General features: G+C 57.8%; 24 protein-coding genes. 14 read left to right on the forward strand and 10 right to left on the reverse strand.

All coding sequences use genetic code 11. The annotated features are described in order from the left end of the window. Nucleotides 1-7 precede the first annotated feature (7 nt). The 10 genes from ACGK9W_RS10780 (at nucleotide 8) to ACGK9W_RS10825 (ending at nucleotide 8,416) form a co-directional block, all read left to right on the forward strand. Nucleotides 8-340, forward strand: a complete 333-nt coding sequence (locus tag ACGK9W_RS10780) for a Na+/H+ antiporter subunit G (RefSeq protein WP_405420954.1) — start codon at nucleotides 8-10, stop codon at nucleotides 338-340. Nucleotides 341-461: 121 nt separating this feature from the next. Further along, nucleotides 462-2,771: a putative monovalent cation/H+ antiporter subunit A gene (locus ACGK9W_RS10785; RefSeq protein WP_405420957.1), complete on the forward strand. Its 2,310-nt coding sequence runs from the start codon at nucleotides 462-464 to the stop codon at nucleotides 2,769-2,771. Further along, nucleotides 2,768-3,193, forward strand: a complete 426-nt coding sequence (locus ACGK9W_RS10790; protein ID WP_008173968.1) for a Na+/H+ antiporter subunit B — start codon at nucleotides 2,768-2,770, stop codon at nucleotides 3,191-3,193. Before ACGK9W_RS10785 ends, ACGK9W_RS10790 begins: the two co-directional genes overlap by 4 nt. A 48-nt stretch (nucleotides 3,194-3,241) precedes the next feature. Continuing rightward, nucleotides 3,242-3,589, forward strand: coding sequence for a Na+/H+ antiporter subunit C (locus ACGK9W_RS10795; protein ID WP_008173967.1), 348 nt, complete (start codon nucleotides 3,242-3,244; stop codon nucleotides 3,587-3,589). After that, nucleotides 3,586-5,100 (forward strand): Na+/H+ antiporter subunit D, encoded by a 1,515-nt coding sequence (locus ACGK9W_RS10800; protein WP_405416780.1) that lies wholly within the window; start codon nucleotides 3,586-3,588, stop codon nucleotides 5,098-5,100. Before ACGK9W_RS10795 ends, ACGK9W_RS10800 begins: the two co-directional genes overlap by 4 nt. Then, nucleotides 5,097-5,570, forward strand: a complete 474-nt coding sequence (locus ACGK9W_RS10805; RefSeq protein WP_008173963.1) for a Na+/H+ antiporter subunit E — start codon at nucleotides 5,097-5,099, stop codon at nucleotides 5,568-5,570. The genes ACGK9W_RS10800 and ACGK9W_RS10805 overlap by 4 nt, the downstream gene beginning before the upstream one ends. Before the next feature lie 9 nt (nucleotides 5,571-5,579). Further along, nucleotides 5,580-5,852 carry a monovalent cation/H+ antiporter complex subunit F gene (locus ACGK9W_RS10810; RefSeq protein ID WP_008173960.1) on the forward strand — a complete coding sequence of 91 codons (273 nt, stop codon included), beginning with the start codon at nucleotides 5,580-5,582 and terminating at the stop codon, nucleotides 5,850-5,852. Next, nucleotides 5,845-6,255: a monovalent cation/H(+) antiporter subunit G gene (gene mnhG, locus ACGK9W_RS10815; RefSeq protein ID WP_053112757.1), complete on the forward strand. Its 411-nt coding sequence runs from the start codon at nucleotides 5,845-5,847 to the stop codon at nucleotides 6,253-6,255. The genes ACGK9W_RS10810 and mnhG overlap by 8 nt, the downstream gene beginning before the upstream one ends. 66 nt (nucleotides 6,256-6,321) lie before the next feature. Further along, on the forward strand, nucleotides 6,322-6,603 hold the full coding sequence (locus ACGK9W_RS10820) for a pyrimidine/purine nucleoside phosphorylase (RefSeq protein ID WP_008173956.1): 282 nt from the start codon (nucleotides 6,322-6,324) through the stop codon (nucleotides 6,601-6,603). Between the two features lie 169 nt (nucleotides 6,604-6,772). Next, the gene (locus tag ACGK9W_RS10825) at nucleotides 6,773-8,416 is read left to right on the forward strand and encodes a fatty acid--CoA ligase (RefSeq protein ID WP_008173954.1); all 1,644 of its coding nucleotides are present in this window, start codon (nucleotides 6,773-6,775) and stop codon (nucleotides 8,414-8,416) included. A 53-nt stretch (nucleotides 8,417-8,469) separates the two neighbouring features. Here the strand turns inward: ACGK9W_RS10825 and ACGK9W_RS10830 are convergent, their stop codons facing one another. The 4 genes from ACGK9W_RS10830 to ACGK9W_RS10845 all read right to left on the reverse strand — a co-directional run bounded on the left by ACGK9W_RS10830 (nucleotide 8,470) and on the right by ACGK9W_RS10845 (nucleotide 11,472). Then, on the reverse strand, nucleotides 8,470-9,723 hold the full coding sequence (locus ACGK9W_RS10830; protein WP_405416784.1) for a D-amino acid dehydrogenase: 1,254 nt from the start codon (nucleotides 9,721-9,723) through the stop codon (nucleotides 8,470-8,472). Nucleotides 9,724-9,866: 143 nt separating this feature from the next. Beyond that, a complete protein-coding gene (locus ACGK9W_RS10835; protein WP_104269875.1) occupies nucleotides 9,867-10,223 on the reverse strand; it encodes a translation initiation factor Sui1 in 357 nt (118 codons plus the stop codon). A 34-nt stretch (nucleotides 10,224-10,257) separates the two neighbouring features. Next, the gene (locus ACGK9W_RS10840; RefSeq protein ID WP_169702224.1) at nucleotides 10,258-10,785 is read right to left on the reverse strand and encodes a DUF4136 domain-containing protein; all 528 of its coding nucleotides are present in this window, start codon (nucleotides 10,783-10,785) and stop codon (nucleotides 10,258-10,260) included. Between the two features lie 81 nt (nucleotides 10,786-10,866). Then, nucleotides 10,867-11,472, reverse strand: coding sequence for a YigZ family protein (locus ACGK9W_RS10845; RefSeq protein WP_008173946.1), 606 nt, complete (start codon nucleotides 11,470-11,472; stop codon nucleotides 10,867-10,869). A 12-nt stretch (nucleotides 11,473-11,484) separates the two neighbouring features. On the opposite strand from ACGK9W_RS10845, the gene ACGK9W_RS10850 reads away from it, so the two are divergent. Then, complete coding sequence (locus tag ACGK9W_RS10850) at nucleotides 11,485-11,685, forward strand: hypothetical protein (protein WP_008173944.1); 201 nt, start codon at nucleotides 11,485-11,487, stop codon at nucleotides 11,683-11,685. Here ACGK9W_RS10850 and ACGK9W_RS10855 read toward each other — a convergent pair. Beyond that, nucleotides 11,641-12,963, reverse strand: coding sequence for a HAMP domain-containing sensor histidine kinase (locus ACGK9W_RS10855; protein WP_008173942.1), 1,323 nt, complete (start codon nucleotides 12,961-12,963; stop codon nucleotides 11,641-11,643). The two genes, ACGK9W_RS10850 and ACGK9W_RS10855, sit on opposite strands and share 45 nt — an antisense overlap. Continuing rightward, entirely contained in the window at nucleotides 12,960-13,646 is a 687-nt protein-coding gene (locus tag ACGK9W_RS10860; RefSeq protein WP_008173941.1) for a response regulator transcription factor, read from the reverse strand. The genes ACGK9W_RS10855 and ACGK9W_RS10860 overlap by 4 nt, the downstream gene beginning before the upstream one ends. Before the next feature lie 173 nt (nucleotides 13,647-13,819). Here ACGK9W_RS10860 and ACGK9W_RS10865 point away from each other — a divergent pair, with 173 nt between their 5' ends. Together ACGK9W_RS10865 and ACGK9W_RS10870 are read left to right on the forward strand one after the other, a co-directional pair. Further along, on the forward strand, nucleotides 13,820-14,986 hold the full coding sequence (locus ACGK9W_RS10865; RefSeq protein ID WP_405416787.1) for a GNAT family N-acetyltransferase: 1,167 nt from the start codon (nucleotides 13,820-13,822) through the stop codon (nucleotides 14,984-14,986). Between the two features lie 48 nt (nucleotides 14,987-15,034). After that, a complete protein-coding gene (locus ACGK9W_RS10870) occupies nucleotides 15,035-15,700 on the forward strand; it encodes a hypothetical protein (protein WP_039882019.1) in 666 nt (221 codons plus the stop codon). A gap of 11 nt (nucleotides 15,701-15,711) precedes the next feature. Here the strand turns inward: ACGK9W_RS10870 and ACGK9W_RS10875 are convergent, their stop codons facing one another. Beyond that, nucleotides 15,712-15,927 carry a dodecin gene (locus ACGK9W_RS10875; RefSeq protein WP_008173934.1) on the reverse strand — a complete coding sequence of 72 codons (216 nt, stop codon included), beginning with the start codon at nucleotides 15,925-15,927 and terminating at the stop codon, nucleotides 15,712-15,714. A gap of 192 nt (nucleotides 15,928-16,119) precedes the next feature. Between ACGK9W_RS10875 and ACGK9W_RS10880 the strand changes: the two genes are divergently transcribed. Next, on the forward strand, nucleotides 16,120-16,893 hold the full coding sequence (locus tag ACGK9W_RS10880) for a DUF3750 domain-containing protein (RefSeq protein ID WP_008173932.1): 774 nt from the start codon (nucleotides 16,120-16,122) through the stop codon (nucleotides 16,891-16,893). A gap of 134 nt (nucleotides 16,894-17,027) precedes the next feature. Here the strand turns inward: ACGK9W_RS10880 and ACGK9W_RS10885 are convergent, their stop codons facing one another. The 3 genes from ACGK9W_RS10885 to ACGK9W_RS10895 all read right to left on the reverse strand — a co-directional run bounded on the left by ACGK9W_RS10885 (nucleotide 17,028) and on the right by ACGK9W_RS10895 (nucleotide 19,480). After that, nucleotides 17,028-18,344 (reverse strand): hypothetical protein, encoded by a 1,317-nt coding sequence (locus ACGK9W_RS10885; protein ID WP_008173930.1) that lies wholly within the window; start codon nucleotides 18,342-18,344, stop codon nucleotides 17,028-17,030. An 88-nt stretch (nucleotides 18,345-18,432) separates the two neighbouring features. Next, nucleotides 18,433-18,744, reverse strand: a complete 312-nt coding sequence (locus ACGK9W_RS10890) for an AzlD family protein (protein ID WP_008173928.1) — start codon at nucleotides 18,742-18,744, stop codon at nucleotides 18,433-18,435. Further along, nucleotides 18,734-19,480 carry an AzlC family ABC transporter permease gene (locus ACGK9W_RS10895; protein ID WP_008173926.1) on the reverse strand — a complete coding sequence of 249 codons (747 nt, stop codon included), beginning with the start codon at nucleotides 19,478-19,480 and terminating at the stop codon, nucleotides 18,734-18,736. Before ACGK9W_RS10895 ends, ACGK9W_RS10890 begins: the two co-directional genes overlap by 11 nt. Nucleotides 19,481-19,614: the final 134 nt, after the last annotated feature.

Here is a 19,614-nt window from a genome sequence, read left to right on the forward strand (position 1 = left end):
AAACCTGATGAGCACCTTCGCCGAATATGCCGTTTCCGCTTTGCTGCTTGTAGGCGGCGCCTTTACCCTGATCGGAGCGATTGGCCTGGCCCGCCTGCCGGATTTTTACACCCGCCTGCATGGCCCGACCAAGGCAACCACGGTCGGCGTGGGCGCCATTGTTGTCAGCTCGGTGATTTATTTCAGTACCCTCGGCAGGGGCATCGGCATTGAAGAGGTTCTGATCACAGCCTTTCTGTTCATGACGGCACCCGTCAGCGCTAATTTCCTGGCCAAAGCCGCCATGCACCTGGGGGTCAAAACCACAGAAAACACCCGCGGCCAGACCTGGGATCAATAAAAGGTTCAACCCAAAGAGTTGTTGAGTCGATTGCCGCTTAACAGCGTATGATCCAAGTGCAAAGGCCGGAATCTGATAACTGCATAACGCTAAGAACTGGGTTCTAACGGAGCACCCTTAAATGATGTCACTGGCTGTACTATCGGGTTTTTTAATGGCATTTGCCGTGCCGGCGCTCCGCCGCTTCGCCGGCCAACACATTGGATGGCTTCTGGCGCTTCTTCCGGCATCGCTTACCGTATACTTTGCCAGCCTTGTTCCCTCAATCAGCCGTGGTGAAATCCTTCTGATTGAGAACCAGTGGATGCCGGGCCTCGGCATAACCCTCGATTTCATGGTAGACGGCCTGTCTCTGGTTTTTGCCCTTCTAATCAGTGGCATCGGTACATTCATCCTGATTTATGCCGGCTCCTATCTGAAAGGCCACAAAGATCTGGGACGATTCTACGTCATCATGCTGTCGTTCATGGCGTCGATGCTGGGGCTGGTTTTATCCGATAACCTCATCGCGTTTTTCGTTTTCTGGGAGTTAACCAGCATCACCTCCTACATGCTGATTGGCTTCAACCACGAGGACGAGGAAGCGCGCAAGTGTGCACTTCAGGGGCTTTTCGTTACCGCCGGGGGCGGGCTCGTCCTGATGGCAGGTTTGATATTGCTCGGCTTCATTACCGGAAGTTACTCGTTTACTGAAATACTTGCTTCCGATCTGCAAATTCAAGAACACGCCTTTTACACCGCAGCGACGATTTGCATTCTCATCGGCGCTTTCACGAAATCAGCTCAAGTGCCTTTCCATTTCTGGTTGCCCAATGCCATGGCGGCCCCTACGCCGGTTTCTGCTTACCTACACTCGGCAACGATGGTCAAAGCGGGCGTTTATCTGTTGGCCCGTCTCAATCCATCCTTGGGCGGAGATGCGCTTTGGAGTGGCTCACTGATGCTTTTCGGTGCTGCAACTATGCTGACCGGTGCTTATCTGGCGTTCAGCAGCACTGGTATCAAAAAGGTACTGGCCTACTCCACGGTCATGGCCCTGGGTACCCTGACCATGCTGATCGGGGTCGGTACAGAGCTGGCTATCACCGCTTTCATCTGTTTCCTCCTTGCCCATTCCCTTTACAAGGGCGCCTTGTTCATGCTCGCCGGTGCACTGGACCATGAGACCGGCACCAAGGACATCACAAAAATGGGAGGTCTCAGGCAAAGCATGCCTCTTACCGCGGCAATCACCTGCCTGGCCGCACTCTCGCTGGCAGGCTTGCCGCCCCTGTTTGGTTTCGTTGCCAAGGAACTAATGCTCGAATCACTGCTCAAGGCTCCGGCGTGGTCCTTGGGCCTCCTGGTGGTGGCCGTCGCGTCTGCCATGTTGGTGGTTGCGGTCGCAGGGCTGGTTGCCATCAAGCCGTTTTTTGGCGAAGTACTCAAGACCCCGAAGCAGCCCCACGAGGCGCCTTTTGCCATGCTGATTGGCCCCGCCGTGCTGTCGCTCCTGGCATTGATTTTTGGCGTGGTTCCCTTTGTACCAGCTGGCATCCTGCTGGACGCCGCGATTTCGTCAGTTCATGGCGCAGCGGTTGAGACCGCCCTCGCCTTGTGGCACGGGGTGAACGTACCGCTGATTCTTTCAGTGGTCAGTCTGCTGATCGGTTCGCTGCTGCTCTACAAGTGGCAGCGCCTGCAACCCAATCTCTGCGCCCTTAACACCGCCGGCAGCCGCTTTGGTCCGGAGGCTGGCTATTTTCGGTTCATGCTGGGCATCACCCAGGTGGCCGACTGGCAAACCCGGCTTCTGCAGAACGGCGTCCTCGGGATTTACCTGCTGATTCTTGTGCTGGTGACCTTCGGTCTGACCGGCTACACCTTGCTCACGCGTCACGGCTTCGAACTGAGTTTTGATTTCAGCGACGGCTATTTCTATGAATTCGGTATTGCTCTGTTGCTGGTGGTTTCCACGCTCTTCGCCTGCGCCACCAGGTCCCGCCTGGGTTCAGTTGCCTCCGTTGGGGTCACTGGCTTTGGCGTCGCCCTCATCTTCATCCACTTCAGCGCCCCGGACCTGGGTATTACCCAGCTGCTGGTGGAGACCCTGACCGTAATTCTTCTGGTGTTGGTGCTCTTCAAACTGCCGCCTTTCGTCAACCTTTCGTCCCCATTGGAACGCTATCGGGACCTGGCGGTGGCCGTTTTCGCGGGCATAGTGATGACCCTGCTGATTCTGGCTGCAATGGATATACAGTTCTTTGAAAGCATTTCCAGCTACTACATCGAAAACAGCTCGGAACTGGCCTTCGGCAAAAACATTGTGAACGTGATCCTGGTTGACTTCCGACAGCTCGATACACTGGGTGAAATCTTCGTGCTTGGCCTGGCTGCCATCGGCGTCTTTTCCATGATCAAATTTAGGGCGGAGGACCAGCACAGACCATGAGATCCAGCTCCCTGATTCTGAACACAGCCGCCCTGGCTATTGTCCCGCTTCAGTTGATGTTTTCGGTGTTTTTGCTGCTGCGCGGCCATGACGAGCCCGGCGGCGGATTCATCGGTGGGCTGGTTGCGGCCAGCGCCTTCGTGCTCTATGCCTTCGCCTTCGGCGCCCGGTCAACTCTTCGACTGCTGCGCGTCAGTCCCCGAGATATCCTCGCCGCCGGGCTGCTATTTGCCTTGGCGTCCACTATTCCCGCTCTGCTGTCGGGCCAACCACTGCTAACGGCCCACTGGTGGCAGTTTCCCCTACCCGGAGAGAGCTACCTGAAGCTGTCAACGGTGCTGATCTTCGACATTGGCGTGTACCTCGCGGTTTTGGGCACGCTGATGACCTTTGTAATCAGTCTGATGGAGGTCAGAGAATGAGCCTAATCATCTTTCATGTCTGTCCATTGATCCCGGGGAGGCTCTGAGATGGCAACCTTGATGGCCTATGTGATTGGATTGCTGTTCACAGCCAGCATCTACATGATGCTCCGACGGTCCATCGTCAAACTGGTGATTGGTCTGATCATCCTTAGCAACGCAGCCAACCTTCTGATCTTCGTGGTCGCCGGCCTTACCCGCGGCGCTCCGCCGCTGATTGCCGAGGGCGCACAGCAAATCACCGGGACAGTCGCTGACCCATTGCCTCAGGCGCTCATCCTGACCGCCATCGTGATCGCCTTCAGTGTTCTCGCTTTTGCCGTGGTTCTGATACGGCGCGCATACGAGGTGGTTGGCACCGATGACCTGGACCAGATGAAGGATACTGATACTTGAACCTGGCACCTGTTCTCCCGATCCTTATTCCATTGGTCGCCGGCGCGCTGTCACTGGCATGCTGGCGTTCCATCCGGCTCCAGCGGCTGATTGGCGTAGTAGCCACCGGCCTGCTGCTGGCAGCAAGTATCTGGCTGTTGCTGCTCACAGTGGACCAAGGCTTCCTGGTGGTAGAAATGGGCAGTTGGCCCGCACCGTTCAGCATTGTGTTCGTGGCCGACGTACTCAGCGCCATCATGATCGTACTGACCGGTATTATCGGCCTGGCTATTGCCATCTACTCCCTGGCGTCCATTCCCAACGGGCACCAGAGGTTCGGCTACTTTCCCCTGATGCACTTGCTCCTGGCCGGTGTCGGTGGCGCCTTCCTCACCGGCGACATCTTCAATCTGTTCGTCTGGTTCGAGGTAATGCTGCTGGCGTCGTTCGCCCTGCTGACCCTCGGGGGCGAGCGGGCGCAGATGGAAGGTGCCATCAAATATGTCACCCTTAACCTGTTCTCATCGGCCATGTTCCTGTCCGCAGTGGGCCTGCTCTATGGCATGGTGGGCACCCTGAACATGGCCGATATCGCCCAGAAGGTGAGCAGCGTCGACGACCCGGGCATGGTGACCGTGGTCTCGATGATGTTCATGATTTCCTTTGGTATCAAAGCTGCGGCGTTTCCACTTTTTTTCTGGCTCCCAGCGTCCTACCACACGCCCCAGGTGGCCGTCTCCGCCCTGTTTGCCGGACTATTGACCAAGGTGGGCGTATATGCGCTCTACCGGGTGTTTACGCTGATATTTACCCAGGATGTCGGCTATACCCATACGATACTGCTCTGGGGAGCCACGCTGACCATGCTCACCGGGGTTCTGGGAGCGGCCGCGCAGTTCGAATTCCGGCGCATACTATCCTTCCACATCATCAGCCAGATCGGCTACATGATCCTGGGGCTCGCCCTGTTTACACCCCTCGCCCTCATCGGCGGAGTGTTCTATATCATGCACCACATCATTGTTAAGACGAACCTGTTCCTGGTCAGCGGCATTACCTACCGCCTACTGGGCAGCTACGAGCTTAAAGACCTCGGCGGTGTCTACCGCCAGCGCCCCTATCTGGCGTTGCTGTTCCTGATTCCTGCCCTGTCGCTGGCGGGCATTCCGCCACTGTCCGGCTTCTTCGCCAAGTTCATCGTCGTCCGAGCGAGTCTTGAGGCAAGCGAGTATCTGGTTGCGGGGATTGCGCTCCTCGTTGGCTTGCTAACACTGTATTCGATGATCAAGATCTGGGCGGAAGTGTTCTGGAAGAAGCTGCCGGAGCACGTCACCGATGACAGCGCGCTCAAAGGCGAGATGAAGCACCCGAGAAGCTGGGCCCTGTACCTGCCGGTCGCAGGCCTTGCAGTGTGTACGTTGATTATTGGTTTATATGGCCAGCCGATTTACGTTCTGGCGGAAACGGCGGCGGACCAGCTGATGAATCCACAGCTTTATATTGAAGCAGTGCTTGGAGGGCAGTCACAGTGATTGGTCTGTTCTGGAATTTGCTGCTGGCGCTGGCATGGGTCACCCTCACCGGCAGCGTGACGGCCATGAACCTGTTGGCCGGCCTACTGTTTGGCTACGCTGCACTGATGGTGCTGCAAAAGCAGGTGCCGGCACTGAAAGGCTATTCCCGGAGAATCCCCCGCCTTGCGGCTTTTCTCGTTTTCTTTCTCAAGGAGCTGGTCAAGTCCAATCTTAAGGTGGCCTACGACGTGGCCACACCAGTGTGGCACATGAGGCCAGGCGTGATTGCGTTTCCTCTGAACGCGGAAACCGACATGGAGATCCTGTTTGTCAGCAGCGTGATTTCACTAACACCTGGCACGCTCAGCCTGGATGTCTCCGACGACCGAAAGGTACTGTTCATACACACCATGTTCCTGCACGATGAAGAGCAACTGAGAGATGATCTCAGGGAGCTGGAGCGCCGTGTGCTGAAGGTCATGCGCTAGGGGGTTGCAATGCTTTCCGTATCAATAAACGTTGTCTATTTCATGCTGTCTCTCGCGCTTTTGTTCGCGTTTATTCGCCTGACCCGAGGGCCTTCGTTGCCGGACCGTGTGGTAGCGCTGGAGCTGATCACCTCAATTGTGGTTGGCTACGTGGGCGTTCATGCGATAGAAACAGGCGTCGCCAGCCTTCTGGACGTGGCCATTGTGATTGCGCTGACAGCCTTTCTGGCGGCTATTGGTTTCGCCCGGTTTGTCGAACGTGGAGGGGTTAAGGATGAGTGAGCTGCTGGTTTCCTTCCTGTTGATCCTGGGCGCTGCGTTCATGGTTCTGGCCTCCATCGGGGTCCTGAGGCTACCGGACCTGCCCACCCGCATGCACGCCACCACCAAAGCCGGTGCGCTGGGCGCCATGCTGATCATGGCTAGCGTGGCGTTCCACTTCGGCGACAGTACCGTGGCGGCCAGGGCAATTGCCATTGTGGTCTTCATTTTCCTGACAGCGCCGATTGCCGCCCACGTGATAGGGCGTGCCGGGTACTTTACCGGCATTGAGCTTTGGGAAGGCACGGTCAAGGATGAGCTTAGGGAGCGCTACGATACTCACCTGCACACGTTGGAAAGCGGTCTTGAGAATCAGGACAAACCGGACGGGTCAAGCAAGGAGTCAGATCGAATCGATTCGTGATTTGTCATTGGAAGTGCATGAAATTCCCGTATAGTAGCCTCCCCATCAATTAACGGAGCTCAGCCAATGCTGAAAGTGAACGAATATTTCGACGGCAAGGCAAAATCCATCTCCTTCCAGACCTCGACTCTGCCAGCCACCGTTGGTGTGATCAGCCCGGGCGAGTACGAGTTCGGTACCAGCAAGAAAGAAACCATGACCGTCATCAGCGGCGCCCTCACTGTGCTGCTCCCAGGCATGGAAGAGTGGATGACCTACGGTGCCGGCGAGAGTTTTGATGTAGCGGGCCAGGCCAGCTTCAAGGCAAAGACCGACATCGACACGGCTTACCTCTGCACCTACGAGTAATATCCCCGCCCCTGACGGGCGCGTCCGCAGAGCGAAACGGACTTCGCACCTAAGCCACCGTTCGCTCTGCATTTTTTCACTATTACCGGTTCCTGTTTCAGCCAAACTGTGTCAGATTTATCCCTGTTTCTCGCGATAACACCAACAACTGGGAAAGAGGACACACGTAATGGCACAGACACGCATTCTACCCCCGGCTGAAAACGCCTATGAGTACCCGCTGCTGATCAAACGACTCCTGCTCTCGGGCCCCAGGTACAATCCAGACCAGGAAATTGTCTACTCCAACCGCAGCAAGTACACCTATACCGATCTCGTCGAGCGCATTCACCGCCTGGCAAACGCATTGACCGATGCCGGCGTGAAACCGGGCGATACCGTTGCGGTCATGGACTGGGATACCCCCCGGTACCTGGAGTGCTTCTTTGCCATTCCGATGATTGGCGCCATTCTGCACACCGTCAACATCCGGTTGTCGCCGGACCAGATCGTTTACACCATGAACCACGCCGAAGACGATGTGGTTCTGGTTCACGACGACTTCCTCCCGATCATTGAGGCGGTCAAAGACGAGATCAAAACGGTCAAGACCTGGATTCAGCTCACCGACAGCAATACCGCACAACAGGCACCTGTTGAGGCTGTCGGGGAGTATGAGGACCTTCTCGCCAGGGCCAATGACAAGTTCGACTTCCCCGATTTCGACGAAAACAGTGTAGCGACCACCTTCTACACCACGGGCACAACCGGCAATCCCAAAGGCGTCTACTTTAGCCACCGCCAGCTGGTGCTGCACACGCTGGCCATGACGGGCACCGTTGCGTCATTCGACGAGATGCCGCTGATGCGTTCCTCGTCGGTCTACATGCCAGTGACGCCCATGTTCCATGTGCATGCCTGGGGCGTGCCCTATGCCGCCACCATGATGGGCATCAAGCAAGTATATCCGGGCCGCTATGAGCCGGAGCTGCTGGTGGATCTGCTCAAGGAACACAAAGTGACTTTCTCTCACTGCGTGCCCACCATCATGCAGATGATGATGGCCACCGAATCCATCAAGACGGCTGATCTGAGCAACTGGCACGTCTTGATTGGCGGCAGCGCGCTTACCAAAGGGCTTTGCGACGCCGGGGCCAAGCTCGGCATCAAACTTTACACCGCCTACGGCATGTCTGAGACCTGTCCGCTGCTCTGCGCGTCGCACCTGAAACCCGAAGACCTGGAACTGCCTCTTGAGCAGCAAACTGCGATCCGGGTGAAGACCGGTATTGCGACGCCCATGGTTGAGCTGGAAATTGTGGACCCCGAAGGCAATCCGGTCCCCCATGATGGCGAGGCCAAGGGAGAGATCGTGGCCCGCGCGCCATGGCTGACCCAGGGTTACTTCAAGGAGCCCGAGAAAGGCGAACAGCTCTGGGAAGGTGGCTGGCTACACACCGGCGACGTAGCTTCCATGGAGCCGGACAACACCATCACCATCAAGGATCGCATCAAGGACGTGATCAAGACCGGTGGTGAGTGGCTGTCTTCACTGGATCTGGAAAACCTGATCAGCCAGCATTCCGCTGTCGCCGGTGCTGCGGTCGTTGGCGTGCCCGATGAGAAATGGGGCGAACGCCCGCATGCTCTGGTCACCCTGAAGCCGGGCGAGCAAGCCAGTGCCGAGGATATCCAGAACCATCTGAAGCAGTTTGTGGAAAGCGGCGAGATCAATAAATGGGCGATCCCGGAGCATATTGATTTCGTGGAAGATATTCCGAAGACCAGTGTTGGCAAGATCAACAAGAAACTGATTCGGGATCAGTTGCAGTAATCAGTGAGGCGTTTGGGAAGGGGCCAGATGACACACCTCATCTGGCCCCTTTTTTATAGGCCGGAAAACGTAAAATCCACCTCAGGCTTGCGGCCGTCAATAATGTCCGCAAGGGCCGCGGCGGAACCACAGGAATGGGTCCATCCAAGGGTGCCGTGTCCGGTATTCAGGTAGAGGTTGGCGAAGTGGCTTTTTCCGATGTACGGCACGTTGGAGGGCGTCGCAGGCCGTAAACCGGTCCAGAACTCCGCCTGATCCCAGTAACCTGCTTCGGGCATGACTTCCGCTGTGCGGCGCACGATAGCGCGGCAGCGGGTATAGTTCAGTTTCCGGCTGTAGCCGTTCAGTTCGGCCGTGCCCGCCACGCGCATGCGATCACCCAAGCGGGAATAAACCAGCTTGTACTCGTCGTCAGTGAGGCTGACGTTGAACGCCGCCTCCTCGTTCTTCACCGGTACCGTAATCGAATAGCCTTTGGCCGGATAGATGTTGAGGAAAATACCGAGCTGACTGGCGAGCGCCGCACTGAAGCTGCCCATGCTCAGCACGTAGGCATCCGCGCGCAGCGTCTCATGATGGCCGTCCCGGAGCGTCTGGATACCGAGTACCCGCTCGCCGGCGCGTTCGAAGCCCAGGATTTCAGTGCCGTACCGGAACTCTACGCCGGCCTCCGCGCAGCGTTTTGCAAGGTTCTGGGTAAACATCCGGGCATCACCGGATTCGTCTTCCGAGGTGTAGGTTGCCCCGGCAATCCGGTTGCGGATCGGCTTGAGTGCCGGCTCCAGCTCTACCGCCCGGTCTGCATCGATAATCTGACGGTCACACCCCAGATCCTGCATGATCCGGGTCGGCTCCATGGCACCGTCAAACTCTGCAGGATTGGTGTAGAAGTGCAGAATACCCTTCTCGAGATGGTTGTACTCGATGCCCGCTTCCTTACGCAGGGCCTGCAACTGGCTGCGGCTGTAGGTGCCGAGATTTACCATCTGGCGGATGTTGTGGGCAGCCCGGGCCGAGGTGCACTGCCCCAGAAAAGAGAGCGCCCAGCGCCACTGAGCGGGATCCAGTCTTGGCCGGAACAGCAGGGGCGCGTCGGGCTGGAACAGCCATTTCATGACTTTCAGAGGGGCGGACGGGTTGGCCCACGGCTCCGCATGGGAAACGGAGATCTGACCGCCGTTGGCATAACTGGTTTCCAGGCCGGCCTGGTTCTGGCGATCAACCACAGTTACCTGGTGCCCCTGCTTCTGCAGATACCAGGCCGTGGTAGTACCCACAACGCCTGCGCCCAAAACCAGTATATGCATGCTTGCCTCCGGTCGAACAGAATCCGCCATCCAACGGCATAATTGCAGGGATTTCTGGGCAGATTCCGGTTGGTATGAAAGTCGGGATTTGTTAACGCGGGCTCTATTGTAACGTGAGCGTGGGGGATTTGCGTGTTATACCATCAGCCACCGGCGCGCTTCACCGTCCACCCCTTTTGCTCAAGCAGCGGAACCAGAAGATCCCGCTGGTCGCCCTGGATTTCGACCACACCATCTTTTACTGTGCCACCGGTGCCGCATTTGGCTTTCAACACCTTGGCATAGGCTTTCAGTTCTTTGTCGTCCAGTGGAATGCCGGTAATCAGGGTGACACCCTTACCCTTGCGGCCCTTGGTCTCCCGGCTTACTCTGACAATGCCATCCCCGGCAGGCCGTGATGATGTACCGCAGGTACATTCATTCACGGGGTTACGGCAATCCGGGCACATACGCCCCTGCTCGGTCGAAAAAACCAGACCGCCCTCAGATCGCTTCTTCATTCTGTCTCCGTGCTATTCCTGTCTTGTAACGCCTTCAATCGAGACCAGGAGGATACTTGGTAAACATTTCGGCCACGACTTCGTCGATCAATTCTCTTCGGGTCTCGGGTGACTGGTTTTCATTAAGATAGCGCCGACTGGCGGCGCGCCAGACAACTTCTTTCGACTTGCTGTCTGCCAGCTCTACAACCAGCTTTCCCTCTTCAATTTCACGTACCGGTGGCGGCGCAGACAGGGCCCAGCCGAAATTCCCGCTACCAAAACCAAATCCGAGTCCCAGCCCCGTCTGCTCAAGGCGCTCTTCGGGCACGATCTGCCAGCTCACCAGCAAGTCCGCCTCTGCTTCAGGGACCTGTTTCAGCGCTTTGCGATTCAGCTCTCGCTCAACGGCACTGCGCACCCGAGTGCCGTCGAGTGAGGTAAAGGAAGACGAATCGGTGCCACCGGCAAACGCCCAGGAGGAATAATTACCGAAAACCACGGAAGAGTTGTAGTCGGTCACCACGTTGCTGGCACAACCGGTCATGGCCAGTGCGACAACCGCTAACATCAGAAAACGCATCATGATTCCTGTCCTCGATTGAGACTCAGATTTACGAACAGTATACGCCTCGCAGACGCACAACGATGCCCCCGGGATCCGTCACCTTTCTAAACTGTAATCCAGTTTATGGGCATCGCAGAAGGCTCCGAATGCCTCGACCTGATCCTCGGGGACCAGAACACCAGCCCGTACCGAGGCCCCGTAATCCACCGATTCCACCGATGCCCCGTTCATCTCACACCAGTGCCGCAGCGGTTGCTCGTCAGCAAATGACAGGAGCACCAGCACGTCCACCATGGGCTTCTGGACCACCCGGTCAACAGCCGACAGCACGCTCTCTGCAGCTCCGGCATAGGCTCGCACCAGGCCACCTGCGCCCAGTTTGATGCCACCAAAGTACCGGACCACCATCACCAGCACATCTCCCATATCCTTGTGCTGAATCACGTTGAGAATCGGCTTCCCGGCCGTTCCAGACGGTTCACCATCATCGTTCATACCAGCTTCGGCGGCAGAACCGGGACGCCCGATCTGGTAGGCCCAGCAGATATGCCGGGCGTCCGGGTGGTCCTGGTGGGCCTGTTCCAGCCAGTCCTTCACCTCCTCCCGCGAACTCACCGGGGCTACCCGGGCAATGAACCGGCTTTTCTTCACTTCCGTTTCACGCTCAAGGTATCCTGCCGGAACGGGGTAATCTTTTTTCATGGACAACGACCTATGGCCTCTGAAGACGAATACAACAACCCGGGCACGGCAAAGCCCGCGAAGATTCGGAAAGCGGCCTGCGGAATCCGCTTTGACGAAGACGAGCTGCAGGAGGGTATCGACTTTTCCGGCGCCGAAAAACTGAAACCTTCCGACCCGGAGCCGGAGTCAGCCGCCCCCGAAAAACACCGGAAGGCGAAGCGTCACCCGTAAGCCGCCAGTTTCTCCCGCTGCTGCCCCGATCACGCCATCGTGGGCCGCTACGATGTCTCTGGCAATGGCCAGGCCAAGCCCCCAGCCCGTGCCCCCGCGAGACTTGTCTGCGCGGAAGAACGGCTCGAAAAGCTGGCCGATCAGCTCATCCGGAACGCCCGGCCCCTCGTCATCAACCGTTAGCGTCAACCAGTCATCGGCCACCGTCACGGCCAGATGAACAGCCCTGCCAGGTGGCGTGTGGTCGAGGGCATTCTGCAGGATGTTGTCGATGGCTCGCTGTAAAAGCCCTTCATCACCCAGCACCGACGCCCTTGAACTTTCCGGCGACACCACGAGTTTGCAGTCCACACCCTGGTGTTCGGCATAGTCCGCTGCATCCTTGAGAACCTGATTGATCACATGCACCAGCCGGAGGGGCTCGCGCTCGATATCGCCGCCGGCTTCGGTAACCCGGTATAACGTCAGTATCTGACCGGTCATGGTTTCAAGCCGTTCGTTCTGGCGCAGAATGCTGGCCATCAGCTCTTCATCTGCACCGGCCTCGTTTGCCAGCTCAATGGCTATACGCTGGCGGGTGAGCGGCGTTCGCAAATCGTGGGAAATATCCCGAAGCAGATGTTTCTGGCGTTCCAGCAGACTGCAGAGCTGTTCGGTCATGGCATTGAAAGCCGTGGCCAGTTGCCCCACCTCATCCCGGCGTTGGGCGATCTTTTCGCTGACTCTCAGAGAATTATCACCGGCCGCAATCGCCTGGGCGGTGCTTTCCATGTGTTTCAACGGTCGCGATACCAGGCGGGCGATCCACCAGCACGCCAGTGAAATCATCAGCAGGGCCAGCCCGAGCTCGATGGCCCTGAAGAATCTCGGGTTGAGCCAGCCGGCGCCCTGCACCCGTGGCCAGGCCACCAACCGGTAACCGCCGCCAACGTCCAGTACCGCGGGTTTCTGCGGGTACCAGCCGGATTTCATGCGGTCGCGGATGAACGAGGGCAGCTTGCCATCGTTTTCATCCTGTTCGAGCAACACCAGAAACAGTTCAAGACGCTCGCCTTCGTCCCGCAGAAAACGCCACGCTTCGCCACGGTCGCCGGCCTCGCGAATTGCGATAGCTTCTTCGGCCAGATCCCTTAGACCTGCCTGGCGCTCGATGGCTTCCCGCTCCCGGTCCAGAAGCATCCTGGTTGCAAGGTTACTGGCCACCACGGTGACCGCCATAGCCAGCCAGATCGACAGGAAGATCCGCCAGAACAGAGGGAACATGGGCCGCTGTTTCATTCTGGCACCCGATAGCTGTACCCCAGCCCCCTAACGGTTTCGATACGGGGCGGGTCGTCGTTGCCCAGTTTTTTGCGAAGGTTACTGATGTGCATATCAAGGGTGCGGTCGTAAGCTTCAAGGCGCCGGCCCAGCGCCCATTGCATGAGATCGGTTTTGCGGACCACGCTGCCTGCGTGTGCCAGAAGAACCTGCAGAACCTCGTACTCGGTGGCGGTCAACTCCATCGCCACATCATTCTGGTAAATTCGGCGATGGCCCGGCTCGACACGTAGGTCGCCATAGGTCCGGGCCGCATTGACTTCGGTTTTCTGGTCCCAGGCAATCCGCCGCAAAAGCGCCTGCAGCCGGGCCACCAGCTCGCGCGGATTACAGGGTTTGGGAATATAGTCATCGGCACCAACCTCGAAACCGACGATTCGATCCGTTTCGTCGCCCCGGGCGGTCAGTAATACCACGGGCAGATGGGTCTCTGCCCTCAGTTCCCGCAACACCTCGAGGCCACTGATATCCGGCAGCATGATGTCCAGCACGACAATATCGCAGTCCTGACCCAGCGCCAGGGCGAGGCCGTCCCGGCCATTGGCAGCTTCCCGAATGGTAAATCCCTGATTGGTCAGGTAACGGGCAAGCAATTCCCGCAATTCATCATCGTCCTCGACCAGTAACACCCTGTTCTGCATGTCGCTTCTCCACCTGTCGTGCCGACCACAGTTGCTGCTGAAGTCTAACACGCTACCCGCAAACCACTGATTCGGGCCAGGTCACTTTGCAGAACCTTTACACTGACCCCGGGGTGATCAAAAGCCGTCTTCTGACGTATGGTATCGGGTACATAAAGGAGTTTTCCCTCACCATGTCAGAACCCGGACCAGCGACTCTCACACTGGAAACCTGCACCAGCATCAATGATATTCCCGCCCCTGAGTGGGAGCGGCTGGCTGGGCATAGCAATCCATTTCTTCGTTACGAGTTTTTCCAGGCACTGGAAGCGTCCGGATGCACATCCCCGGAGACCGGGTGGTCGCCACGTCACCTCGTGTTCCGAAAGGCTGGCAGAATCGTCGGCCTTGCGCCGGCTTTTCTGAAGGGCCACTCCATGGGGGAATATGTGTTTGACTGGGCCTGGGCCGATGCATACCAGCGGCATGGGCTGGCGTACTATCCAAAATTACTGATCGCCATTCCCTTCACGCCATCCTCAGGCCCAAGGCTGCTGCTGGATCCGGACATTCGACAACAGCTGGTACCGGAACAGGTTCATCACCTGTTGGACAGGCTGACCGATGAACTTGGAGCCCACTCCTGGCACCTGCTGTTTCCCGGCAAAGAGGACCAGGAGCTGCTTCAACACGAGCAGGCCTTACATCGCATCGGATGCCAGTTCCACTGGCATAACCATGATTACCGTAATTTCGAGGACTTCCTGGCGGCGCTGACTTCCCGCAAGCGCAAGTCCATCCGCAAGGAACGTCGCCAGGTTGCGGACCAGGGAATTTCCTTTACACGCTTTCATGGCCGGGATATTCCGGAGCACGTGCTTTCCGCGTTCTATGTGTTTTACCAGGCGACTTATCTGAAACGGGGCCAACGACCTTACCTCAACAAGCGATTCTTTGAGCTGCTTCTGGAACAGCTACCCGAACACGTACATCTGGTGATGGCAGTGCGCGAGGGCGAAATGATTGCCGGTGCCCTGTTCCTGGCGGGCAAAACCACCCTCTACGGGCGTTACTGGGGTTGCCTTGACGAATATAACCACCTGCACTTTGAAACCTGCTACTACCAGGGCATCGAACTGGCGATGGACCTCGGCCTCAGCCATATTGATGCCGGCGCCCAGGGCGAACACAAACTGGTACGTGGCTTTGAGCCGGTAATCACCCACTCCTGGCATGGCGTTCTGCACCCCGGCTTCCGCGAAGCCATAGAAAACTTCACCCGAGAGGAGGCGGACCACGTGCGTGCTTATTTCAGCGATGCGGAATCCGCCCTGCCCTTCCGACAGCAGACGCCGGATTAACTTCTATACTGATAGACCCAGACTGGATTTACGCGGGGGTCAGACACCATGGATACAGACCCATTGTGGAGCATGTTATCGGCAGGCGGCCTGCCGCTTCTGCTTTCAGCGGCCGCCCTGGGCCTGGCCGTGATTGCCCTGTTCATCGGATCGGGCGCTCGCCGGCGTAGCGAGGACCAGTTGACCGCATTACGGGAGCATTCCGATACGCTGTGGCGGGAAGTTGACGACATACGGGTAGCACAATTCAATCGTCCGGGTGAGTCCGGCAATGGCGCTTCAGGCTCCCCAGTTGAAGAAGCCCGCTATCAGAAAGAAGTGGAAGCCTACGCCAGGATCTGGCCACAGGTATGGAATCTTCATGAACGCCTGGGCATGTTCCTGAGGGCGGTTGAAGGCGGCGAAGCGGCCGGCGAACTCAGACTGGAAGCTCGCAATGCGGCCCTGGAGGCCCGAGAGCTGCTTAACCGGAACCGCCCCTTCTGCACAGAGTCCGTCGATGAACTGGTTACCCGGCTGATTGATGCCGAGATCAAGGCGCACCTTGCGGCCTGCCAGTATCTGGACCTGCTAAAAGATGTCCCTAGCGACTCATCCAATCACGATCGCCGGGTCTTGCAGGACAAATGCCACAGCCTGCACGAGGGCGAGGCCCGGGAGCTGATGAACCAGCTGGTCTCGTCCATTCGGCACCGGGCAATTCGCAGTAACTAGGGAGCGCCTGTTCAGCTGTTGGCGATACGGAAACCGACTTTCATTACGACCTGATAATGGCCCACCTTGCCATCAACGATATGGCCGCGGGTTTCGGTTACCTCAAACCACTCCATGTTGCGAACGCTTTTACCACATTCCTCAAGTGCATTCTCAATGGCGTCTTCAATGCTTTTCTTGGAAGACCCGACAATTTCCACTTTTTTGTACACGTGATGGTCAGACATTAAAGCCTCCTGGGAATTGCGATTTGTATGTCTGAGCCTAGAAGACAAGCGTCCTCACGGCAAACCACAGACCGGTACAAGCCTCATCCGCCAACCCACGGCTGGCGTATCTGTCCCCTATAATCCAGGTAGTCGTGAGGAACTTTCTGTCACTCAGAGGGTCCCGTCTACCCCACGCTTCGGACTGAGTTCATGAAACGATTTTTCAGATACACCGGCTGGTTCTTCGGCGCCGTGCTCCTGCTGCTGGCTGGCCCGATTCTGCTGGCCACCAGTGGCAGCCTGCAGGGAGCCGAGAGCTGGCAAACAGCCACCCGGGAAAGCGCCCGAATTGCCCCTCTGCCAGAACAGGCCGAGGAAGCCATCGTTCAGGTATACGGCGCCCGGGCCTGGAGTTGGCGAGGTTACTTTGCTGTCCATACCTGGATAGCCACCAAGGAAAAAGGGGCCAGCCATTATCGGGTTCATGAGGTGACTGGCTGGCGCAGCTACGTGGTAAATTCACGGCCCGGTGAGCCCGACAGACACTGGTACGGTGCAAAGCCGGACCTCTATGCCGATATCCGCGGCGAAGAAGCCGAAAAGCTGATTCCCGACATCTACCAGGCAGTGGCGTCCTACCCCTACCCGACCGAATACGAAGCCTGGCCCGGCCCCAACAGCAACACCTTCGTGGCCTGGGTAATCAGGGAGGTTGAGGGTCTCGATGTGGCTCTGCCGAACCACGCGATCGGCAAGGACTACCTCGGCGACCGTATTATCGCAGAGGTTCCGGGTGGCGCGGGTTATCAGGTCTCGCTGGGCGGGTATTTTGGCGTATTGGCAGGCATTCGCGAGGGACTGGAATTGAACCTTCTAGGCCTCTCTTTCGGTATTAACCCGTTGGCGTTGGGGGTAAAACTACCCGGCATTGGAGAGCTGGCCCTGATAAATACCAATCCAATGACCAAGCCCTCCATGGAGTAAACAGACGGCGCGGCCGGGGGCAAGGCTCCCAAAAAACGCTGTGAATACGTCCGTGTACGCTTGGCTCCGCCATCCCTGGCTCCGCACATTTTTGGGAGCCTTGCCCCCGACCGGACCTGCCTCGGAGTCAATCCCTACAAGCTGGCAAACTCCAGATACCGGCTCGCCGCCTGCTTCTTCTCATCCTGGCTGTTCAGCATCTCCAAGCGCATCTTGTCGATCAGTTTCAGGTAATCGACGATGGGAGATTCCGGCTTACCGGAATCCTTTGACTCTTCGATAAATGCCTTCTGCTTCTCGCGGATTTCATTGAGCTTCTCAAGCGCGGAGCGGATCGCTTCCACCCGGGCCTCAACCAGACCGTTACCACCGCGATCCGGCGAGCCACTGTCGCGACTCAGTACCGTCTCGGCGGCCGGCGCGTCGGCGGTGTTCTGCTCGGCAAGATCAATTTCTTCCAGGGTGCGAACCTCACCGTCGGTCGTCAGATAGATTCCCGAACCCTTGATCTGGCCCAGCGGCACACCTTGACTGTTGGCCAGCGTGAAGCGGTCTTCTACATTGTCCACGTACAGCGCCTGAACCCCGACTTCCTCCAGGGATTTCAAAGCCTGGGAGCCGTCCGCGGTTTGCACCCACACGGACAGCGATTTAAAGATCTCATCACTGGCATCAATCCAGCGGTTACCGTCGTCATCGAACCGGGCCAGCTCGCCAAAGCCGGAGCCGCTCCGGGGACCAAACAGTTCGGAGCCGTCGTCCACCTTGCCGTTGCCATTTCGGTCCAGCACCAGGTAGCCGCTACCGCTGCCCAGGGTGGCAAACTGCCCGGTTTCACCGTTACCGTTCAGGTCGAACTCGAAGAGGGTATCGGTCAGGCGGGCTGTGGCAGTGCCGAAGTTGATCACCAGAGGGTCGGTGAGTGGCCGTTCCTGAATCTGCACCAGTTCCGAGTACTCGTAGGTCCGGGACTGGGACTGTCGCAGTGAGAGGGTGAAGTCGATGGTCTCGCCATTCTCCAATGCGATGGTGCCAGTGGAGGCAAAGCTTCTGGATTCGCTCTCCGAGTAAAACATATAGCGTCCGGCAGAAACCGAGAGACTGCCCCGACCCTCGACACCCGCATCACCACCGAGCGCGGCACGGCTAACGCTCAGTGCCTGCTGGCCCATCAGAAACAACTCTGAAGTTTTCTCGGCAAGCTGCGCACTGGTAAAGACGCTCTGCTGACCGCCATCCGTCACGGTGCTGCTGCCGCTGAAGGCGAGCTGCTCCTGGCTGCTGTAACGATAGGCAGCCTGGCGCATGAGCGTTAACTCTGAGCCAACCGCGTTCTCATTGGCCTGCGGCGCAGCGGCAGATTGCCGGTTGATGCGGAGCTGCGTGCTGTCGAAAGCCGATACCTGGCGGGAACTGTCCTGGAAAAGCGAAATCTGGCTGGAGGAAATCATGGCTTTGGGCACCTGTAATTACTACACAGGTATATCGGCCGCAGCCCCCCGGACTTGAGCACTTTTTAATCACTTCAGATTCGAGAGGTTAGGCCAGAAACCGCACGATTCCGGCAGCGGCAATCCCGGCGGCAATGGCCGGGAGAGGTTTACGCAACGCCAGCATGGTAACCGCCGTCGTGGTCAGGGCCGCCAGCGCACCAGCGTCCCCCGTCACGGCCATGGGCACAATGATGGCAATCAGGACCGAGCTGGCCATGGTGTTGATAAAGCTCTCGATACGAGGATTGATCTTCACGAACGACATGATGAACACGCCGCCAAAACGGGTTACCAGTGTAACGGCGGTCATGATCGCAATCAGGAACAGAATACCGGCTGTGGTGGTCTCAACGGTCATGGGTGCTGTCCTCCGCGTCAGAAGCAGGCGCAGGCTTTCGCTCGAGCCAGAAGAACCCGATCGCACCACCGGCGAGCGCGCCCACGACGACGTGGGTATTCGCCGGCAACCATTTCCAGGCCGCCAATGAAGCCAGCGCTGTGACGGTCCAGGCCACGAGCACTCTCGGGGATTTCTTGCCGCCCAGTGCCATGGCCAGGAGGAAGCAGCCGAGAACCATGTCCAGGCCCAGGGATTTGGGATCCTGCAGAAGGCCACCAAAATAGACGCCCAGACCGGTCCCGATGATCCAGGCCAGCCAAAGAGCCAACCCGCCACCAAGGATAACCTCCAGGTTTCGTCGGCCACTCTGGTATTCCTGGGCCGAAACCGCCCAGTTGGCATCGGTCAGCAACAGCAAGAGACCATAGCGCTTGCCCGGCGATACATCTTTCAGCATCGGGTACAGCGAAGCGCCCATAAGCAGATGGCGGGAATTGATGGCAAAGACCACCGCGATCATCGGAAGTACAGATACCTCGGTGCCCCACATATCGACGGCGGCAAACTGGGAGGCCCCGGCAAACACCGTCGCACTCATCAGCACCGCCTGGAGCGGCTCAAGGCCTTTCTGGGTAGCTGCCAATCCAAAGGCAGCGCCAAACGCCACCACGAATAACGAGATGGGAAGCAGCCGGAAAAACTCCACCCGTACCCGGGCCGGCTGTAGCTGATAAGAATAGGAAGCGACAGACATCCGGGGAAACTAGGTCAGTTTCCCCGATCCGCGTATAGGTAGTTTCCGCAGAAAGGGGCACATCTGCGACTAATGGACCAGATCCGCGCAACGCATGAGGGCATTTAACCTCATGATTGCCTCAAATGTTTACC

Origin of the sequence: Marinobacter flavimaris (assembly GCF_045057155.1) — a bacterium.
Lineage (GTDB): Bacteria > Pseudomonadota > Gammaproteobacteria > Pseudomonadales > Oleiphilaceae > Marinobacter > Marinobacter manganoxydans.